This window comes from Pantoea sp. PNA 03-3, from assembly GCF_003201175.1.
Taxonomy (GTDB): domain Bacteria; phylum Pseudomonadota; class Gammaproteobacteria; order Enterobacterales; family Enterobacteriaceae; genus Pantoea; species Pantoea stewartii.
This window is the reverse complement of sequence record NZ_QICO01000001.1, coordinates 318,522-336,701: the sequence shown is the minus strand read 5'-3', so window position 1 is coordinate 336,701 and position 18,180 is coordinate 318,522. Positions and strand designations below refer to the sequence as shown.

17 protein-coding genes are annotated in these 18,180 nt (G+C 56.3%); 8 read left to right on the top strand and 9 right to left on the bottom strand.

Features of this window, described 5'->3' with window-relative positions; genetic code table 11:
- Positions 1 to 48: 48 nt before the first annotated feature.
- From xdhC to guaD, 4 genes are read right to left on the bottom strand one after another with little or no spacing between them, the layout of a single operon-like run.
- The gene (xdhC, locus tag C7433_RS01540) at positions 49 to 825 is read right to left on the bottom strand and encodes a xanthine dehydrogenase accessory protein XdhC (RefSeq protein WP_110267478.1); all 777 of its coding nucleotides are present in this window, start codon (positions 823 to 825) and stop codon (positions 49 to 51) included.
- Positions 822 to 3,179, bottom strand: a complete 2,358-nt coding sequence (gene xdhB / locus C7433_RS01535; protein WP_110267477.1) for a xanthine dehydrogenase molybdopterin binding subunit — start codon at positions 3,177 to 3,179, stop codon at positions 822 to 824. Before xdhB ends, xdhC begins: the two co-directional genes overlap by 4 nt.
- Positions 3,169 to 4,608 carry a xanthine dehydrogenase small subunit gene (gene xdhA, locus C7433_RS01530; RefSeq protein ID WP_033741730.1) on the bottom strand — a complete coding sequence of 480 codons (1,440 nt, stop codon included), beginning with the start codon at positions 4,606 to 4,608 and terminating at the stop codon, positions 3,169 to 3,171. Before xdhA ends, xdhB begins: the two co-directional genes overlap by 11 nt.
- Positions 4,605 to 5,933 carry a guanine deaminase gene (gene guaD / locus C7433_RS01525; RefSeq protein ID WP_110267476.1) on the bottom strand — a complete coding sequence of 443 codons (1,329 nt, stop codon included), beginning with the start codon at positions 5,931 to 5,933 and terminating at the stop codon, positions 4,605 to 4,607. The genes xdhA and guaD overlap by 4 nt, the downstream gene beginning before the upstream one ends.
- A gap of 381 nt (positions 5,934 to 6,314) precedes the next feature.
- Between guaD and ydfG the strand changes: the two genes are divergently transcribed.
- Entirely contained in the window at positions 6,315 to 7,061 is a 747-nt protein-coding gene (gene ydfG / locus C7433_RS01520; protein ID WP_033742210.1) for a bifunctional NADP-dependent 3-hydroxy acid dehydrogenase/3-hydroxypropionate dehydrogenase YdfG, read from the top strand.
- Between the two features lie 28 nt (positions 7,062 to 7,089).
- On the opposite strand, the gene C7433_RS01515 is transcribed toward ydfG, so the two are convergent.
- Positions 7,090 to 7,416 carry a YnfA family protein gene (locus C7433_RS01515; protein ID WP_058702016.1) on the bottom strand — a complete coding sequence of 109 codons (327 nt, stop codon included), beginning with the start codon at positions 7,414 to 7,416 and terminating at the stop codon, positions 7,090 to 7,092.
- 132 nt (positions 7,417 to 7,548) lie between these two features.
- Here C7433_RS01515 and C7433_RS01510 point away from each other — a divergent pair, with 132 nt between their 5' ends.
- Together C7433_RS01510 and C7433_RS01505 are read left to right on the top strand one after the other, a co-directional pair.
- On the top strand, positions 7,549 to 7,872 hold the full coding sequence (locus tag C7433_RS01510; RefSeq protein WP_006119218.1) for a DUF1283 family protein: 324 nt from the start codon (positions 7,549 to 7,551) through the stop codon (positions 7,870 to 7,872).
- 45 nt (positions 7,873 to 7,917) lie between these two features.
- Entirely contained in the window at positions 7,918 to 8,214 is a 297-nt protein-coding gene (locus C7433_RS01505) for a DUF1161 domain-containing protein (protein ID WP_110267475.1), read from the top strand.
- A gap of 88 nt (positions 8,215 to 8,302) precedes the next feature.
- On the opposite strand, the gene C7433_RS01500 is transcribed toward C7433_RS01505, so the two are convergent.
- Positions 8,303 to 9,766, bottom strand: coding sequence for an MDR family MFS transporter (locus tag C7433_RS01500; protein ID WP_110267474.1), 1,464 nt, complete (start codon positions 9,764 to 9,766; stop codon positions 8,303 to 8,305).
- 377 nt (positions 9,767 to 10,143) lie between these two features.
- On the opposite strand from C7433_RS01500, the gene C7433_RS01495 reads away from it, so the two are divergent.
- The 4 genes from C7433_RS01495 to osmV are packed head-to-tail and all read left to right on the top strand — an operon-like array spanning position 10,144 to position 13,579.
- Positions 10,144 to 10,860 (top strand): ABC transporter permease, encoded by a 717-nt coding sequence (locus tag C7433_RS01495; protein ID WP_006119222.1) that lies wholly within the window; start codon positions 10,144 to 10,146, stop codon positions 10,858 to 10,860.
- 14 nt (positions 10,861 to 10,874) lie between these two features.
- Positions 10,875 to 11,786, top strand: coding sequence for a glycine betaine ABC transporter substrate-binding protein (locus C7433_RS01490; protein WP_058701868.1), 912 nt, complete (start codon positions 10,875 to 10,877; stop codon positions 11,784 to 11,786).
- Between the two features lie 9 nt (positions 11,787 to 11,795).
- Positions 11,796 to 12,443, top strand: a complete 648-nt coding sequence (gene osmW / locus C7433_RS01485) for an osmoprotectant ABC transporter permease OsmW (protein WP_006119224.1) — start codon at positions 11,796 to 11,798, stop codon at positions 12,441 to 12,443.
- The gene (gene osmV / locus C7433_RS01480; protein ID WP_039340279.1) at positions 12,443 to 13,579 is read left to right on the top strand and encodes an osmoprotectant ABC transporter ATP-binding protein OsmV; all 1,137 of its coding nucleotides are present in this window, start codon (positions 12,443 to 12,445) and stop codon (positions 13,577 to 13,579) included. The genes osmW and osmV overlap by 1 nt, the downstream gene beginning before the upstream one ends.
- A 109-nt stretch (positions 13,580 to 13,688) precedes the next feature.
- Here the strand turns inward: osmV and bioD are convergent, their stop codons facing one another.
- The 3 genes from bioD to C7433_RS01465 form a co-directional block, all read right to left on the bottom strand.
- A complete protein-coding gene (gene bioD / locus C7433_RS01475) occupies positions 13,689 to 14,387 on the bottom strand; it encodes a dethiobiotin synthase (RefSeq protein WP_033741737.1) in 699 nt (232 codons plus the stop codon).
- Positions 14,388 to 14,502: 115 nt separating this feature from the next.
- Positions 14,503 to 15,720: an ROK family transcriptional regulator gene (locus C7433_RS01470; protein ID WP_110267473.1), complete on the bottom strand. Its 1,218-nt coding sequence runs from the start codon at positions 15,718 to 15,720 to the stop codon at positions 14,503 to 14,505.
- 118 nt (positions 15,721 to 15,838) lie between these two features.
- The gene (locus C7433_RS01465; protein ID WP_110267472.1) at positions 15,839 to 16,741 is read right to left on the bottom strand and encodes a LysR family transcriptional regulator; all 903 of its coding nucleotides are present in this window, start codon (positions 16,739 to 16,741) and stop codon (positions 15,839 to 15,841) included.
- 98 nt (positions 16,742 to 16,839) lie between these two features.
- Here C7433_RS01465 and C7433_RS01460 point away from each other — a divergent pair, with 98 nt between their 5' ends.
- Positions 16,840 to 18,087: an MFS transporter gene (locus C7433_RS01460; RefSeq protein WP_006119230.1), complete on the top strand. Its 1,248-nt coding sequence runs from the start codon at positions 16,840 to 16,842 to the stop codon at positions 18,085 to 18,087.
- The last annotated feature ends 93 nt before the right edge of the window (positions 18,088 to 18,180 follow it).

Sequence of the window (18,180 nt, the reverse complement as noted above, 5' to 3'; positions counted from 1 at the left end):
TAGTCTACACAGTGTTTCATAGTGGCAGGTCGCCTCGGGCAGAACAACCTATCCGCGTTGTTGCTGGTACACCGCAATAATCTCACCCGCAATCGCCACGGCGATTTCGGCGGGCAGTTTCCCTTTTACATCGGGTAAGCCCACCGGGCAGCGCAGGCGCGCCAGCCGAACGTCGTCGATGCCTTTGCCGGCCAGACGATAGCGAAAGCGCTGGCTTTTTGTCTGCGAGCCAATGACGCCCGCGTAATGGAAATCTCCCCGCTTGAGAATGGCTTCACAGAGCGCCAGATCCAACGGATGATGGTGCGTCATCACGATATAATAGCTGCCAGCGGGCGCCTCAGCCACTGCGTCCAGCGGATCGTCAGGCTGCTGGATGCGCACCCCGGGCGGCACGGATAAAAAAACATTTTCCCGGCTGTCAATCCAGTTAATGTGACAGGGTAACGTTGCCAGCACATTCACCAGCGCCTGGCCCACATGGCCCGCGCCAAACACCAGGATTTCGGGCTGTGCCTGTAACAGGGGTTCGAATAACATGGTGGTCATGCCGCCGCAGCACTGGCCCAGCCGTGCTCCCAGACTGAAATCCTCTGTGTACGGGCTGGCCTGCCCGCTTTCCAGCAGTGCGCGGGCCTGCGCGATACACTGAAATTCCAGATGTCCGCCGCCAATTGTTAAAAAGGTTTCCTTCGCCGTCACCACCATTTTAGCGCCGCCGTCCCGGGGCACCGAGCCACGATCGCGCAGCACAGTGACCAGTACGCAAGGCTGGCGCGTTTCACGGAGATGGTGCAGGATGCTTATCCAGTCATGGAAAATCATCCGCGCCTCCCGGCCATACGCTGTGCGCCCCAGAATACCCGCTCCGGCGTAGCAGGCGCGTCCAGCCCCGGATGTTGGCGATAGTCCGCGAGACTGGCGACCGCATCCTGTAATGCGCACCAGGCGGCGATCCCCAGCATGAAAGGCGGCTCGCCCACTGCCTTGGAATGGAATACCGTATCCTGCGGATTCTTACGGTTTTCGACCAGTGTGACGCGCATATCGGCGGGCACATCGCTGATTGCCGGAATTTTGTAGCTGGCCGGACCGTTCGTCATCAACTGGCCTTTGTCATTCCAGACCAGTTCCTCACAGGTCAGCCAGCCCAGCCCCTGCACGAAGCCGCCCTCGACCTGACCGATGTCAATGGCTGGATTCAGTGAGGCCCCAACATCATGCAGAATATCCGCCCGTAATAACCGGTATTCGCCCGTCAGCGTATCCACAATCACTTCGCAACAGGCGGCCCCGTAAGCGAAATAGTAAAACGGCTCGCCCCGACCAGCCTGACGATCGTAGTGGATGCCAGGCACGCGATAATATCCCGTCGCGGAGAGCGGCACCTGATTAAGCCAGGCAAGCTGGGCGACCTGAGCGAACGTGTAATAGTGATCGCCTGCGCGCACCACGCCGTTGTTGAAACTTACCGCCTCGGGGAGACAGTTATGCAGCGAACACAGCATAGTGCGCATGCGTTCACGCAGGATTTCCGCCGCATTTTGCGCCGCTTTGCCGTTCAGATCCGTACCACTGGAAGCCGCGGTCGGCGATGTATTGGGCACTTTGCCGGTGTCTGTGGCGGTGATCTGGATCTTATCGATATTGATTTGCAGCACCTGCGCGACAATCTGCGCCACTTTGGTATTGAGCCCCTGGCCCATTTCCGTTCCGCCGTGGTTGAGTTGTACTGTGCCATCGGTGTAGATCAGAATCAGCGCACCGGCCTGGTTGAGAAAACTTGAGGTGAAAGAAATCCCAAACTTCACCGGCGTCAGCGCAAGACCGCGTTTTAGCAGCGGACTGCTGGCGTTAAAGGCCGCGATGGCTTCCCGCCGCGCGTGGTAATCACTGCTGATTTCCAGCTGTTCCGTGATCTCATCCAGCAGATTATCTTTCACCTGCTGGTGGTAATGCGTGATATTGCGCTCGTGTTTACCGTAGTAGTTCCGTTTACGCAGCGTCAGCGGATCGATTCCGCGCTCGCGGGCGATATGGTCCATAATCTGCTCTATCGCCACCATGCCCTGCGGGCCGCCAAACCCGCGAAATGCAGTATTGGACGCGGTATTGGTGCGGCAGCGATAACCGGTAATCCGCGCATCGCCGAGGTAGTACGCGTTATCGGCATGAAACATTGCCCGATCCACTATCGATCCGCTGAGATCCAGTGAGTAACCACAGTTACCTGCCAGATCGATTTTCACGCCACACAAGCGGCCGTCATCCTCAACCCCCACGTCGTAGCGCACAAAAAACGGATGCCGTTTGCCGGTAATACGCATGTCATCACGCCGCGCGAGGCGCATTTTCACGGCGCGCCCGGTCAGCCTGGCGGCGACAGCACACAGGCAGGCAACACCGGCGGCCTGGGTTTCCTTGCCGCCAAATCCGCCGCCCATACGCCGCATATCAATCGTGACCTTGTTCATGGTGATGCCCATGACTTCGGCCACCAGCTTTTGAATTTCAGTGGGGTTCTGCGTCGAACAAAAGACCTGCAATGCGTCGTCTTCGCCGGGAATCACCAGGGCGGTTTGCGTTTCCAGATAGAAATGCTCTTGTCCGCCAATGTGGAACGCCCCCTGAACCCGATGCGGCGCGCGCGCCAGTGCCGCCTCAACGTCACCGCGCTGATGAATATGGGGTTCCTGCACGAAGCTGCCCTGCTTCAGCGCGTCTTCGACATCCAGCAGCGCCGGAAGACTGGCGTACTCAATCATCGCCGCGTTAGCGCCCTGACGCGCCGCTTCAGGCGTTTCGGCCAGTACGGCAATCACAATCTGGCCCACATAGTGGACGATATCCTGTGCCAGAAGCGGATCGCCTGGCTGTAGGGGCCCGATATCATTGACGCCGGGCACATCCTGCCAGGTCAGTACGCGTACTACGCCCGGAACCGCGTAACAGGGTTGCAGATCGACGCGTGTAATACGCGCATGCGCGTGGTCGCTCAGACGCGGACAAAGGTGCAGTAAGCCCGGCTGTTCTGCTTTATCGTCAATATATTGCGCTTCACCGGAGACGTGTTTTTCCGCACTTTCGTGTTTTTGACTGCGTCCTACGCCCGTGGTTATATCGCTGGCGAACAGGACGGGTAACGCAGATTCAGGCAATGCCGGACGATTATGAGACATAGCGGCTTACCTCTGTGATGGCGAGTCCGTTTGAACGGTAAACATAACGACGCAACAGGTTACAGGCGACCTGCAGACGGTAATCTGCGCTGGCCCGGAAATCGCTCAGCGGCTGAAACGTCGCTTCCAGTGCCTGACAGGCTCTCGCCAGCGTTTCCGGCGATAAAGCGGCACCACACAGCGCCTGTTCACAGGCGACCGCACGAAGCGGCGTTGCCGCCATACCGCCGAATGCAATATGCGCACGCGTGACGATGCCGTTATCGGTATGAATATTAAAGGCGGCAAACACCGCTGAAATGTCGTCATCCAGTCGTTTTGAGACTTTCCAGGCCACAAAATCCGGTGACACCGTCACTTTAGGAATCAGAATGGTGTGAATAAACTCCCCCGGCTTTAGCACCGTCTGTCGGTAGCCCGTGAAAAAGCCATCTAGCGGCACGGTACGTTGCGTGTCGCCGTGCTGCAGCAGTAGCGATGCATTAAGCGCCAACAGCGTAGGCGAAGCATCACCAATCGGCGAAGCGTTTGCAAGGTTGCCGCCCAGCGTGCCGAGTTGACGAATTTGTAGCGAGGCAAAGCGCGTCAGCATCCCGGCAAAACCCGGAATCCGCGTCGCCATAAAATCGGCGATGTGCTCCAGCGACGCAGCGGCACCCAGTTGATAGTGTTTATCGTCCTCGCCGCAGGCTTTCAGTGCGTCAACCTGCCCCAGGGCAATCATTTTGGGGAGATGCTGGTCGCGCTGGGTAATCAGCAGGCTGAGATCGGTGCCGCCCGCCAGCAATGCGGCATCAGGATGGGCGATACAGCATTCGGCAAGCTGCTGCACGGTTTTCGGGATAAAACAGGTGCGACCGTTCTTTTCCAGCGTCTGGATAGCCTCGTGTGTCAGGTTCATCAGCTGTTCAGTCACCTGCTGTGCCTGACGATCAAAGCTGTCGGGCTGAACATCGCTCAGGCTTTGCTCGGCAGCCGCCATGATGGAACGGTAACCGGTACAGCGGCACAGGTTACCCGCCAGCGCATGTTCGGCCTGCTGACGATTCCACTCAGGCTGGTTTTTTTGCAGACTAAACAGCGACATGACAAAACCCGGCGTACAGAATCCACACTGCGAGCCATGGCAGTCCACCATCGCCTGCTGTACCGGATGCAGGCTTTTTCCCTGGCGTAAATCCTCAACCGTAATGAGTTGCTTACCCTGTAGCCCACTGACCAGCATCAGGCAGCTGTTCACGGTCTGGTAGGTGAGCTTCCCGTCTACGACACTGCCCAGCGTGACGCTACACGCGCCGCAGTCGCCGGAGGCACAGCCCTCTTTGGTGCCGCAGCGACGCTGATGCGTACGCAAATACGACAGGACCGTCAGATTGGGATCGAGCTGCTCTTCTGTCACGGGACGGTCATTAAGCAGGAACTGAATCATGCGGCGTTCTCCTTTGCAGCGGATTGCCAGACGGGGCGACCGTTAACCCAGGTTTGTACGATATTTCTGTCATCGCCGAGCGTCATCAGCACAAACAGTTTTTCCCAGATATCTTTACTGTTTGCCATGCGTAACCTCTGCAAGGCGGACACGGCGGGATCGAGCACCACAAAGTCCGCTTCTTTGCCCGGGGCGAAGTTACCGATGTGTTTATCGAGATCCAGCGCATGGGCGCCGCCCAGTGTGGCGTGATAAAACGCTTCTGCGGCGCTCAGTTTGTACTGCTGCAGTTGCCCCACTTTGTAGGCTTCTCCCAGCGTTTGCAGCATATTGAAGGTGGTGCCGGCGCCTACATCGGTGCCGATGCCCACGTTAACGCCCTGCTGCCAGCTCCGCTGGATATTGAACAGGCCGCTGCCCAGAAACAGATTTGAGGTGGGGCAAAATGCTATGGCGGAGTTCGTATCATGCAGGCACTGCCACTCCTGTGTTTCCAGATGCAGACAGTGCGCGAATACGCTGCGGCGCCCGGTCAGCTGATACTGATGATACACATCCAGATAACCGTTATGGTCAGGAAAAAGCTGCTTCACCCAGGCCACTTCGTGGGGGTTTTCGCTAAGGTGCGTATGAACCCAGACATCCGGGTGACGCTGGCGAAGCGCCTGAACTTTCTCCAGCAGCGCCGGAGAAGAGGTCGGAGCGAAACGCGGCGTCAGCGCATAATTAAGGCGGCCGCGCTCGTGCCAGCGCGCAATCAGCGCCTCCGTCTGGGCATAGCTCTCTTCTGGCGTTTCTGTCAGGTAGTCCGGGGCATTGCGATCCATCATCACTTTGCCTGCGATAATACGCATATTAAGCGCCTCGGCTGCGCTGAACAGCGCGTCTACCGACTGCGGGTGCACCGTGCCGAAAATCAACGCGCTGGTCGTGCCGTTCGCCAGTAACTGCTGCAGGAAAAATGCCGACATCTGCGCAGCATGATCCGGGCAGTGATACTGCGCTTCCACGGGAAAAGTGTACTGATTCAGCCACTCCAGCAGTTGCTCGCCAAAGGCACCGATCATTTCCGTTTGCGGATAATGAATATGGCAATCGACAAAGCCCGGGATGATCAGCTTACCGCGCAGGTCAATCATGCCGCCTGCATTCAGGCTGTCTGTGCTCTCCTGCCAGGGACGCAGATCGACAACACGCCCTTCACGCAGCGTCAGCACGCCATCGTCCAGATAGCGTGCCTGCGCCAGTATCGATTCGGGATCGTGTGCCACTGCGGCAAAATCGAAGAAGCTGGCGCGAATCGCCGCGTCCGTATATGTCAGCATAATGTTTCCTCTGCCGGGCGGGGTAAATGTCGCCCTGTGCCTTAACCCTGGTCTCTGTCTGAACATTTTGCAAGAGTCATGCCAGCCTTGCTTATAAAATAAAAACTTATATATCAGCAACTTAATCAAAAATATTCGTTGCGCAACGAAAAAACGTCTTAATACAAGACGCAAACGGTTGCCATTCTTTCGCAATCGGTTGCCTGCATGATGATGGCCAAAATGCGCCCTGCCGGCCTGGCGCGTTTGCACAATAACGGGGCGGGCTGCACGAAAACGGCGCAGACCGTGGGCGACCGTGCACGTAAAATTCAGCGGACATCGCCAAAAATGCCGTGTTAAGGTGAAAGGAACACCATGAAACGGAATAAGGGAAACACGATGATTATTTTTGTTACGGGGGCAACGGCAGGGTTTGGTCAAAGCATTACCCGCCGGTTCATCGAAACAGGACACAAAGTGATCGCAAGCGGCCGTCGCGCAGAACGTCTGAAAGCGCTGAAAGACGCGTTGGGCGACAACCTGTATACGGTGCAACTGGATGTGCGCAACCGGGCCGCCATTGAAGAGGCAATTGCACACCTCCCTGCAGAATGGCGCGACATTGATGTGCTGGTCAATAACGCGGGTCTGGCATTAGGCATTGAACCGGCGCACCGGGCAGATGTGAATGACTGGGAAAATATGATCGACACCAACACGAAGGGGCTGGTGTATATGACGCGCGCCGTCTTGCCTGCGATGGTTGAGCGTAACGTCGGTCATATCATTAATATCGGGTCGATTGCCGGAAGCTGGCCCTATGCGGGCGGTAACGTGTATGGGGCCACCAAGGCCTTTGTCCGTCAGTTCAGCCTGAACCTGCGCACCGATTTGCACGGCACCGCCCTGCGCGTAACGGATATTGAGCCAGGCCTGGTTGGCGGCACCGAATTCTCTAACGTGCGCTTTAAAGGCGACGATGACAAGGCTGATAAGGTTTATGAGGGCGCGACGGCACTGACGCCGGAAGATGTGACTGAAGCGGTTTACTGGGTGGCAACCCTGCCTAAACACGTCAACATCAACACCCTGGAAATGATGCCCGTCAGCCAGACGCTGGCAGGCCTTAAAGTGCATAAACCCTGATTAAGAGGCCAGCCCTCGGGCTGGCTTTTTACGCTTTGCCCCAGCCCAGCACGATAATCAACATGCCGCTGAACGCAATCAGCGCACCACTCCAGTCCCAGATACTCAGCTTCACCCCGTCTACGATGCGCAACCAGACCAGCGCCGTGAGAACATAAACGCCGCCGTAAGCCGCGTATACGCGCCCACTTGCCGCCGGATGGAGCGTCAGCAGCCAGACAAACAGCGCGAGACTCAGTGCGGCAGGCACTAGCAGCCAGGCCGACGCGCCCTTTTTCAGCCACAGCCAGGGCAAAAAACAGCCTGTGATCTCTGCCAGGGCGGTAATAAAAAACAGTAATGCAGTCTTGATCAGCACGTTAATCTCTCAGGCAGGTAAACGACATGCACACTGCTGGTGAGCATCTGAGCGGCAATGGTATACTATTGCGCACAGGCTGCAAAAGTTTACCCACAGGTAAGCCCGTGTTAACTGAAGGATATTACGATGAAAAAATTGCTTCCGGTTCTGATGGTGGCCCTGCTTTCTGTTACGGCATTTGGCGTGAGTGCAAACACCGATCGCCTGATAATTGAAAATGGCAGTAGCGCGCTGAATAATGAAGCGGCCCGTCAGAGTAAAGAGCAGTGGAATGACACGCACATGCTGCGCAATAAAGTGAACCGCCGGGTGGAAAAAGAGTTTGATAAAGCGGACCGCGCGTTTGATACCCGCGACAAGTGTGAGCAGAGCGCTAACCTGAACGCCTACTGGGAACCCAACACGTTGCGCTGTCTGGATCGCCGCACCGGTCGTCCGGTACTGCCGTAATTTTCAGCTATAGTAATGACTGACGCATGACAAAAGGAAAAGGTTATGAAGATGAAGCATGCATTACTGACAGTGACGTTTTTGGCATTCCCGCTGCTGGCGCAGGCCTCCTGTGAATCCGTAAAAGCGGATATCAGCCAGAAAATTATCCAGAACGGTGTGCCCGAATCAGGCTTTAGTCTGGATGTGGTGCCCAACGATCAGACCGACCAGGCGGGCGGACAGGTTGTCGGTCATTGCGATAACGACACACAGAAAATCGTTTATAAAAAGCTGGGTCGCGATGACGGGGCGGCGGTCCCTGACAGCGCGGGTAGCTCGCAGGACACCTCAACGCAGTAACGCTCAGGGCGACATTGTCGCCCTTCTCTTTTTCGTTTTCTCTCCTGTTCCCGTCCGAATCGCACCCTGACGACTAAACGACCCGGTATCAGTCGGCCTGTTGCGGCTGCTGACGCGGCATTTTTCCGGCGACCCACATCGCCGATAACGCGATAACCAACGCCACGATAAACACCCAGTGCAGTGAGGCAGCAATCGCCTGTAACAGGTGCTGCAGCTCATCCGGGGCCAACTGGTCGCGGGTTGTCTGCGACATAATTTGCTGCACCGGATCCTCTGCATGTGGCAACCGCCACTGCAGGTTGAGGTTTAGCACGGCGCCCATCACCGCCGTTCCCAGCGCGGAGCCAATCATACGGCTGAACATTATCGACGCCGTGCAAATACCGCGAATGCCATATTCGGCATGATTCTGCACAGACACCAGAAACGTCGTGCTGGTCATCCCCATGCCGGTGCCGATGAGGAATGAGGTGAAGCCTGCCTGCAGTAGCGAACTTTCTCTGTGTAACAGCAGCAGTAAGGCGCTGCCTGCAATTAACAATAATGCGCCCAGCTGGGCGGTAAAACGATAAGAAGTGAACAGCATCAGGCGGCCACTGACCGTACTGGCCAGCGGCCAGCCGATGGACATCATCGCCAGCGCGGTGCCGGCCTGAAGTGGCGAACCGCCCGTGACGCCCTGTATCCATGTCGGTAAAAACGCGCTGACGCCCATCATGGTCGCCCCAATCACCAGGTTGCCTATATTGCCGGCAATAATCAGCTTACTCTGCCAGAGACGCATCGGAAACAGGGGCGCCTGTGCCTGCTGTTCATGGCGGGTTAACTGCCAGCCGGCCAGCCCGCCCACGAGTAAAAACAACAGGAGCCAGTAGCCCAGTTGTTCTGCCTGTAACAGGGCAATCAGTACGGCGCTGATGCACAGCGTCAGCCAGCCACTGCCAATCAGATTCAGTGACGGGGCCGGCTGTTTCTGTGAATGTGTAGGCAGCAGGATGGCCAGCAACAGCATACTGATGATGCCAATCGGGACATTGACCCAGAAAATCACCGACCAGTTGAAGTGCTGGACCAGCCACGCGCCCGAGAGCGGCCCGACAATCGCCGCCACGCCCCAGACGCTGGACAGCCAGCCCTGCACGCTGGCCCGCTCACGGGGGGAATAGATATCGGCCACAATCGTGGACGTCAGCGGCATGATGGCCCCCGCGCCCAGGCCCTGAAAGGCGCGGAACACGATGAGCCAAAACATGCTGTGCGCAAAGCCGCATAACACCGACCCTGCCAAAAAAAGCGTGATGCCCAGAAACAGCATCCTCTTTCTGCCCCACAGATCCGCCAGGCGCCCATAAAGCGGTACGCTTATGGCCTGCGTCAGCAGGTAAACCGAAAATACCCAGCCAAACTGCGCAAAGCCCCCCAGCTCGGCGACAATTGTTGGCATCGCGGTGGCCACAATAGTGACTTCGATGGCGGCCATAAACATGGCGAGCATGCAGGCGAAAAGAATCCAGTTGCGGCGCAGCGGCGCGGAAGTGCTGTTGATCATGATGCTCCCTTTTTGCGTTCCCTAAGGCTAGCGCAAATCTGCGCGTCCAGGAATCAATTCAGTGCTTTTGTGACGTTGTCACCTAAATTGGGGCGAATCAGGTAGTTTCGCTGTTAAACCAGTTGTAGTAAGGGCTGCGGCGATTTTGCCCCCATGCTATCTCCATGATTTTACCGATAAAAGCTGGCGCGCTTCGCTTGACGTTGCTATAGGTTTAAAACTGCGTTGACTGTGATTAACGAAATTACGCAGAAATTCGCAAACGTTTTACACGTTTAACAATCGGCATGGTTTTGGACGCGGCGGCCCTTTTTGTGGCGTCTGTCATGTCGGTTCAGGGTTTGATAACAACAGATTGGTCTACAGGGAGAATCCGTATGCATAACGCTTCGCTGGCCAAACGTGCCGGTCTGGCGCTGCTTGCTGTGATAGCAGTGTTGGGCGCACTGGTTTGGGGGCTGGGCTGGGATACACTGGTCGCCCGCCGCGTTGATCTCATCTATCTTGGCCAACAGCACCTGTTTTTAGTGTTCTGGTCAATGCTGTTTGCCCTGCTGGTCGGTATTCCCAGTGGGATCCTGCTAAGCCGTCCCTTTGCCCGTCGCTGGGCAGAATATGTCATGCAAATCTTTAACGTGGGCAATACGTTGCCGCCGCTGGCCGTACTGGCGCTGGCCATGGTGGTGATCGGCATTGGCGATAAGCCGGCGCTGTTTGCCCTGTTCCTGGCCTCGCTGCTCCCCATTGTCCGCAACACCTATGCCGGACTGAGCGCCGTTCCGCCCTCACTGATTGAAGCCGCTAACGGTATCGGCATGACAAAATGGCAACGCCTGCGTCAGGTTGAGCTGCCGAATGCGCTGCCGGTCATTCTGGCAGGCGTGCGCATTGCGACAGCCATTAACGTTGGCACCGCCCCGCTGGCCTTCCTGATTGGTGCCAGCAGCTTTGGCGAGCTGATTTTTCCGGGGATTTACCTCAATGACTTCCCGGTCCTGATTCTGGGCGCGGTGGCAACGGCGTTAGTGGCCCTGATACTGGATATGTTGCTGGCGACGTTAGGCCGTTATCTGAGTCCGCACGCTGCGGCATAAAACAGGAGTTGATGATGCTTACGCGTTGGATTAAGCACTGTACGCTGGCCCTGACGGCGACGCTGGCGCTCAGCCAGAGCGTTCAGGCTGCCGCCCCGCTGGTGCTGGCGACGAAAAGTTTTACGGAACAACACATCCTTTCTGCCATGACCGTGATGTGGCTGCAAAAGAAAGGGTTTCAGGTTATCCCAAAACGCAACATTGCCACGACAATCAGTCGAAATGCCATGATTAACAAGCAAATCGACATGACGTGGGAATATACCGGTACCTCACTGATTATTTTCAACCATATCAACAAGCCCATGTCCTCACAGGAAGCTTACCAGACCGTTAAAAATCTGGATGGCAGGCTGGGGCTGATCTGGCTTAATCCAGCCCCGATGAACAACACCTATGCTTTTGCCATGCAGCGGGCGCGGGCGGATAAAGAAGGTATTTCTACCCTGTCGCAACTGGTGGCCAAAATTGATCAGGTGCGCAAAACCGACCCGAAACATAACTGGCGACTGGGGCTGGATCTGGAGTTCTATGGCCGTTCGGATGGGATGAAGCCGCTGCAGAAGACCTACAACCTCACGCTGGACAGACCGCAAATTCGTCAGATGGACCCGGGTCTGGTGTACAACGCGATCCGCGACGGTTTTGTTGATGCGGGCTTGATTTACACCACGGATGGGCGCGTAAAAGGATTCGATCTCAAGGTGCTGCAAGATGATAAGCACTTCTTCCCCAGCTACAACGTGACGCCGGTCGTACGCAAAGATGTGCTGGAGAGCCATCCCGGTCTTGAGGCGGCGCTGAATCAGCTTTCACCGCTGATTACGGATGAGGCCATCACCGAGATGAACAAGCGCGTGGATATCGATCATCAGTCACCGGAACAGGTGGCGCGCGATTTCCTTCAATCCAAAAACATGCTGTAAGGAGGCATCGTGGATACCCTTCATTACATCATTGATAACTGGAATAACCTGCTAACGCTGACCTGGCAGCATACCTGGCTGGTGCTGGTCGCTGTGGGCTGCGCCATTCTGGCCGGCGTGCCGCTGGGCATTTTAATTGTCCGCATTAAATGGCTGGCCACGCCGGTACTGGGCATCGCCACCATCGTGTTGACCATTCCGACCATTGCCCTGTTTGGTCTGATGATCCCGCTGTTTTCGCTGATCGGTCAGGGAATCGGTGCGGTGCCTGCCATCACGGCGGTGTTCCTGTATTCCCTGCTGCCGATTGTACGTAATACCCATACCGCGCTGGAAAACCTGCCGGATGGCTTGCGTGAGGCCGGTCGGGGCATTGGGATGACGTTCTGGCAGCGTCTGCGCTGGGTTGAGATCCCCATGGCCCTGCCCGTCATTTTTGGCGGTATCCGCACCGCCGTCGTGATGAATGTCGGTGTTATGGCCATCGCGGCGGTGATCGGTGCGGGCGGACTTGGACTGCTCCTGCTTGATGGCATCAGCGGAAGTGACGTGCGCATGCTGATTGCCGGCGCACTGATGATTTGCCTGCTGGCGATTGTTCTTGACTGGCTGCTGCACCGTTTGCAGCTGGCGCTGACTCCTAAGGGAATTCGATAATGATAAAACTTGAAAATCTGACGAAAACCTTCAGCCAGAAAAATGGCACGCTGATGAAAGCGGTGGACAATGTAAGTCTTGAGGTGCCGGCGGGCGAAATGTGCGTACTGCTGGGCCCTTCCGGCTGTGGGAAAACGACCACACTGAAAATGATTAACCGCCTGATTCCGGCCACCAGCGGACGTATTCTCATCAACGGTGAGGACACCAGCACCCAGGACACGACCACGCTGCGCCGCAATATTGGCTACGTTATTCAGCAAATTGGTTTGTTTCCTAACATGACGATTGAGGAAAACATTACCGTCGTGCCGCGCATGCTGGGCTGGGACAAAAAACAGTGCCGCGAGCGGGCCACCGAATTAATGAGCATGGTGGCACTGGATCCCACGAAATTTCTGCATCGCTATCCGCGCGAAATGTCGGGCGGGCAACAGCAGCGTATTGGCGTTATTCGCGCGCTGGCGGCGGATCCGCCGGTTTTACTGATGGATGAACCTTTTGGTGCGGTGGACCCGATTAACCGTGAAGTCATCCAGAATGAGTTCCTGGATATGCAGCGTCAGTTAAAGAAAACGGTCATGCTGGTCAGCCACGATATTGACGAGGCGCTGAAACTTGGCGATCGCATCGCCGTATTTGGCCAGGGCAAAATCGTGCAGTGCGCCAGCCCGGACGAATTACTGGCGACGCCAGCGAATGATTTTGTCGGGTCGTTTGTCGGTCAGGACCGCACTCTGAAACGTCTGCTACTGGTGCAGGCGGGTGATGTGACCGATCAGCAACCGACCATCACGGTGAAACGTTCGACGCCACTGATGGATGCGTTCAGCACTATGGACGATAACGATATGCGTTCCATTACCGTCGTGGACGACGATGGTAAACCGCTCGGGTTTGTTAAACGTCGCGAGGCGCGTAGCGCCAGCGGTCGCTGTGAGGATATCCTGCACACCTTCCGGGTAACCGGCAAAGCCGAGGAGAACCTGCGCGTGGTGCTGTCAAAGCTGTATGAACACAACACGGTGTGGATGCCGATTGTGGATGAAGAAGGCCGTTACAGCGGGGAAATTTCGCAGGATTATATCGCGGACTATCTCAGTTCCGGCCGTACGCGTCGCCGTCTGAATCCCTGAAAAATCAGGGCCGCACCCCGGTTGCGGCCCTTTTCCATCGAGCGGGTTTCGTGTTTCGCATCCTGTGTCACTGTCTTTCTTATTAGCGTGTGTTTTCAGATGAAGGGCGTCAGGCTATTTTCGCCTTTGCAACCGGCAGCTTGTCGGCATTGAGCAGGGAGATATCCAGGTAGCGGGACACATCACGCTGCTCAACACGCGGCAAATAGGGCAACTCACCCAACAGCGGCGCAGGAAGCTTGTCACGCAGGACTGAAATGATCTCCGCATAGTGCGCCAGCCCCGGATTGATCCGGTTTGCCACCCAGCCTGCCAGCGGTAAGCCATCACCCAGAATAGCCTCAGCCGTCAGCAACGCATGGCTGATGCAGCCCGTTTTAATCCCCACGACCAGGATCACCGGCAACTGTTGTTCCACCACCCAGGCCGATAACGGCTGGGCATCATTCATCAGGCTGCGCCAGCCTCCTGTGCCCTCAACCACGACGCGATCGGCCAGTTGATGCAGGTTCTTTAACCCCTGACTGATTCGCGCATAGTTAACCTCACAAGGCGGATAACCCCCGATTTCTTCTTTTTCGAAAATAACGGGATTCACAGCCTGATAAGGCAACGTCATGGACGAGGCGCTTTGTAAAAACAACGCATCTTTATTTCTCAGGCCCTCTTCCGTTTTGACACCACAACGGGCAACAGGCTTGTAGCCTGCGGCACTGAAACCGGCCTGAATAAAACTCTGTAACAGGGCGCGCGACACAACGGTTTTTCCCACTTCGGTATCTGTTCCCGCAATAAATAGCGTTTTCACTCGACGTCTCCTTCACCAGCGGTTTCGACTCATCGGCGATGAGTCTTTCGTGCGAACAGACATTCTAAGGAAGGAAAAGCACAGGCAGATTGCGTTAGCGCAAGGTTAGTGTTGCTTAACCTTGTAGTAACTTCACTAACAGGTAACCGCTATAGAGCGAATCTTTAATGAGCGCCGCCGCACCGAGTGTGCCAGGCTCAGTAAACTCAGTAGGTGCAAGCTGAATGCCTGCGCTGTAAGCCGGTAACGACTGCTGATGAATGGTGTTTTGTACCGCCGGGAACAGGATGTCCGCCGCCTGATTTAGCGGTGAACCGATAAGAATATGTTGAGGATTGAAGATGTTTACCATCATGCCAAGCAGCCTGCCCACATGATGCCCTACCGTGGCGATGGCATCGCGGGCCAGCCTGTCACCCGCCCGGGCCGCCTCACAGACCGCCTCCAGCGTTAAGGTTTGATGATGTAACAGGCTGTCGGGCTGTCCCGGCAGACGCTGAGCAACAAGGGCCAGCAGACTGCCGGTACTGGCCACCGTTTCCAGGCAGCCATGATTCCCGCAGTAACATTGCTGACCATAGGGATCGACCTGCGTATGGCCCACTTCGACCAGCGCACGTCCGCTTTTGTGCAGTAACTGTCCGTCCGTGATCACGCCCGCCCCCACGGTTTCATCAATGACAATCTGAATGACATCCTGCGCACCGCGCGATGCGCCAAACAGGGATTCTGCCAATGTCCAGGCCGAGATATCATGCTGGATAAACACCGGCAGGCCGGTTCGGGCCGCCAGGGTGCTGCCCAGTGGCATATCATGGCAGGTATAACCGGGTAACCGGTGCACCACGCCTGATGCGACGTTGATCAGCCCCGGCAACGTGATAGCAATGGCGGTCAGCCTTTCCAGCCGCTTTTGATGGCGGATAAAAAACGCATCAACATGGTCGGTCAGTGTGGTCAGTAACGATTGGGTGGGATCATCCGGGAGGGGCAAATGGTCTTCAACCAGCGCCCTGCTGCTCAAATCGCGAAGCGTCAGGGTTAATGTGCCACGGTGCAGGCGAAGGGCCAGGTAGTGCCAGGCCTCCGTGTCCAGAATTAACCCGATAGCGGGACGACCACGCGCGCCCGGATCCTGGAATTCGGTTTCCTGAACCAGATGGGCATCCAGCATTTCCCGGACAATTTTGGTAATACTGGCTGGGGCTAACTGGGCGCGCCTGGACAATTCAATGCGCGAGACGGGGCCATGCTGATCAATTAATCGGTAAACGACGCCAGCATTGATTTGTTTAATTTGGTCAATATGGCCAGGTTGGCTGTCCGAACTCACACCCTGCTCCGGTTATTTTCGCGCTTCTAAATAAATATCCGCTATGGTGCGGCAGATTCACCTTTTGCGGCAAATATTTGCTTAGATATGTGATTTATCACACATAATTTTTCCGCCTTTAGCGAGAGTGTTCGTTTTCCCGCCGCAACAGCGCCATCATATGGGCCATCTGCGCGCTCATTTCCCGTTGCGCAGACCAGACCAGCCACATTTCCGAAAGTGCATCCGGTTCCTCAAGCGGCAGCCAGACGACATTCGTCAGGCGGGCATGGCTGAACGATGCCGGTAAAATAGACACGCCTAAACCGGTCGCGACCAGACCGAGAATTGTCATCGCCTCGCCCACTTCCTGAGTGATATAGGGTTTGATCTGATAGCGTTGCAGTAAATCGAGTATTTCGCTGTAAAGCGCCGTTCCCACCTGCGGATCGAAAAAGACAAAAGGCTCACTGGCCAGCGCCTGTAAAGAAATCTTCCCGGCGGACGCCAGCGGATGGGCTTTGTGCACCACCGCGCATAGCGGCTCCTGTAACAGGAGCTGATGATGCAGATCCGCAGGCAGCGGCGTGTTGCGCATCACACCCAAATCGAGTTTCCCTTCATGGAGCGGCGTCAGCTGCTGCCGGGTATTGATTTCCTGCATCTGAACATGAACATCAGGCCAGCGCTGGCGAAACAGGTAGAGCGCATCCGAGACGACACCAATAAAAGCGGCAGAGGAGGTAAAGCCGATGCGCAGTTCCCCTTCTTCTCCCCGATGTAGTCGTGCCGCACGCTGGGTCGCCTGCTCAACCTGCAACAGAATGGCGCGCGCATCCTGCAAAAATTGTTGCCCGGCCGGCGTGAGCTGCACGCTGCGGTTGGTGCGGTTAAACAGCTGCGCCCCGGTTTCTGCCTCAAGGTGCATGATTTGCTGACTGAGCGGCGGCTGAGAAATATGCAGCCGTTGCGCCGCGCGGCCAAAATGCAGCTCTTCTGCAACGGCAATAAAATAACGCAGGTGACGCAGCTCGATATTCATAGGTTAAAAATATTATTTGAGATTATTAATATATTAGACAACCTAATCCGCTTTTCCTAGCCTTACGTTATTCGTTGTTTTTACTCATAAGGATTACTGTGAATCGCTCTTCATCGGCTGTCGCCCTGGACAGAAATGTGGCGCAGCAGCCTGCATCACCTTCTCAGGCGTGGATCGTGCGCGGCACTCCGCCCTTTATGCGCGTGACACTGGCGCTGTTTTCGGCCGGGCTGGCCACCTTTGCGCTGCTGTATTGTGTGCAGCCGCTGCTGCCGGTCCTCTCTGCACAGTTTGGCGTGTCACCGGCCGCCAGCAGTATTTCCCTGTCGGTCTCCACCGCGACACTGGCGCTGGGCTTACTGATTACCGGCCCCTTGTCCGATGCTGTCGGTCGCAAATCTGTCATGGTCACCGCGCTGATGCTGGCTTCCGTCTGCACGCTGATTTCGGCCACCATGACAAGCTGGCACGGCATTCTGCTGATGCGGGCGCTTATTGGCCTGTCGCTCAGCGGCGTAGCGGCCGTCGGGATGACTTATCTCAGTGAAGAAATCCATCCCAGCGTAGTCGCCTTTTCGATGGGGCTGTATATCAGCGGAAATTCGATTGGCGGGATGAGCGGTCGCCTGATCAGCGGCGTATTAACCGACTTTTTCTCCTGGCGCGTCGCCATTGCCGCCATTGGCTGTTTTGCCCTGGCGGCCGCCCTGATGTTCTGGAAAATTTTGCCCGCCTCGCGGCATTTTCACCCGACATCCCTGCGCCCCCGCCATCTGGCCATTAACTTTCGCCTGCACTGGCGCGACGCGGGCCTGCCCTTGCTGTTCGCGGAAGGCTTACTGCTGATGGGGGCGTTCGTCACCCTGTTTAACTATATCGGCTATCGCCTGCTGGGTGCGCCGTGGCATTTAAGCCAGGCCGTGGTGGGACTGCTGTCCGTGGTTTACCTGACCGGTTCGTGGAGTTCGCCCAAAGCCGGCGCGTTAACCAGTCGATATGGCCGGGGGCCGGTGATGCTGGGCGCAACGCTTATCATGCTGACGGGCCTGCTCCTGACCGCCTTTCATGCGCTGGTTCTGATCTTTATTGGGATGATGCTGTTCAGTGCTGGCTTTTTCGCCGCACACTCCGTGGCCAGCGGCTGGATTGGGCCACGCGCGCGTCGCGCAAAAGGCCAGGCGTCTTCACTGTATCTGTTCAGTTATTATGTGGGGTCCAGCGTGGCGGGTACGGCAGGAGGCTTTTTCTGGCATCAGTTTGGCTGGCCGGGCATTACCGTGTTTATCTCTACCCTGCTGCTGCTGGCTCTGGCGGTCGCGTGGCGGCTGCATCAACGCAAACTCTAGCAAAACTTAACAAATTTTCCGGGCACAATGCGGCCCGGAAAATCCGCTGTACAAGAATTGTCCGTATTATCAGTATCATTGCTAACTACCGAT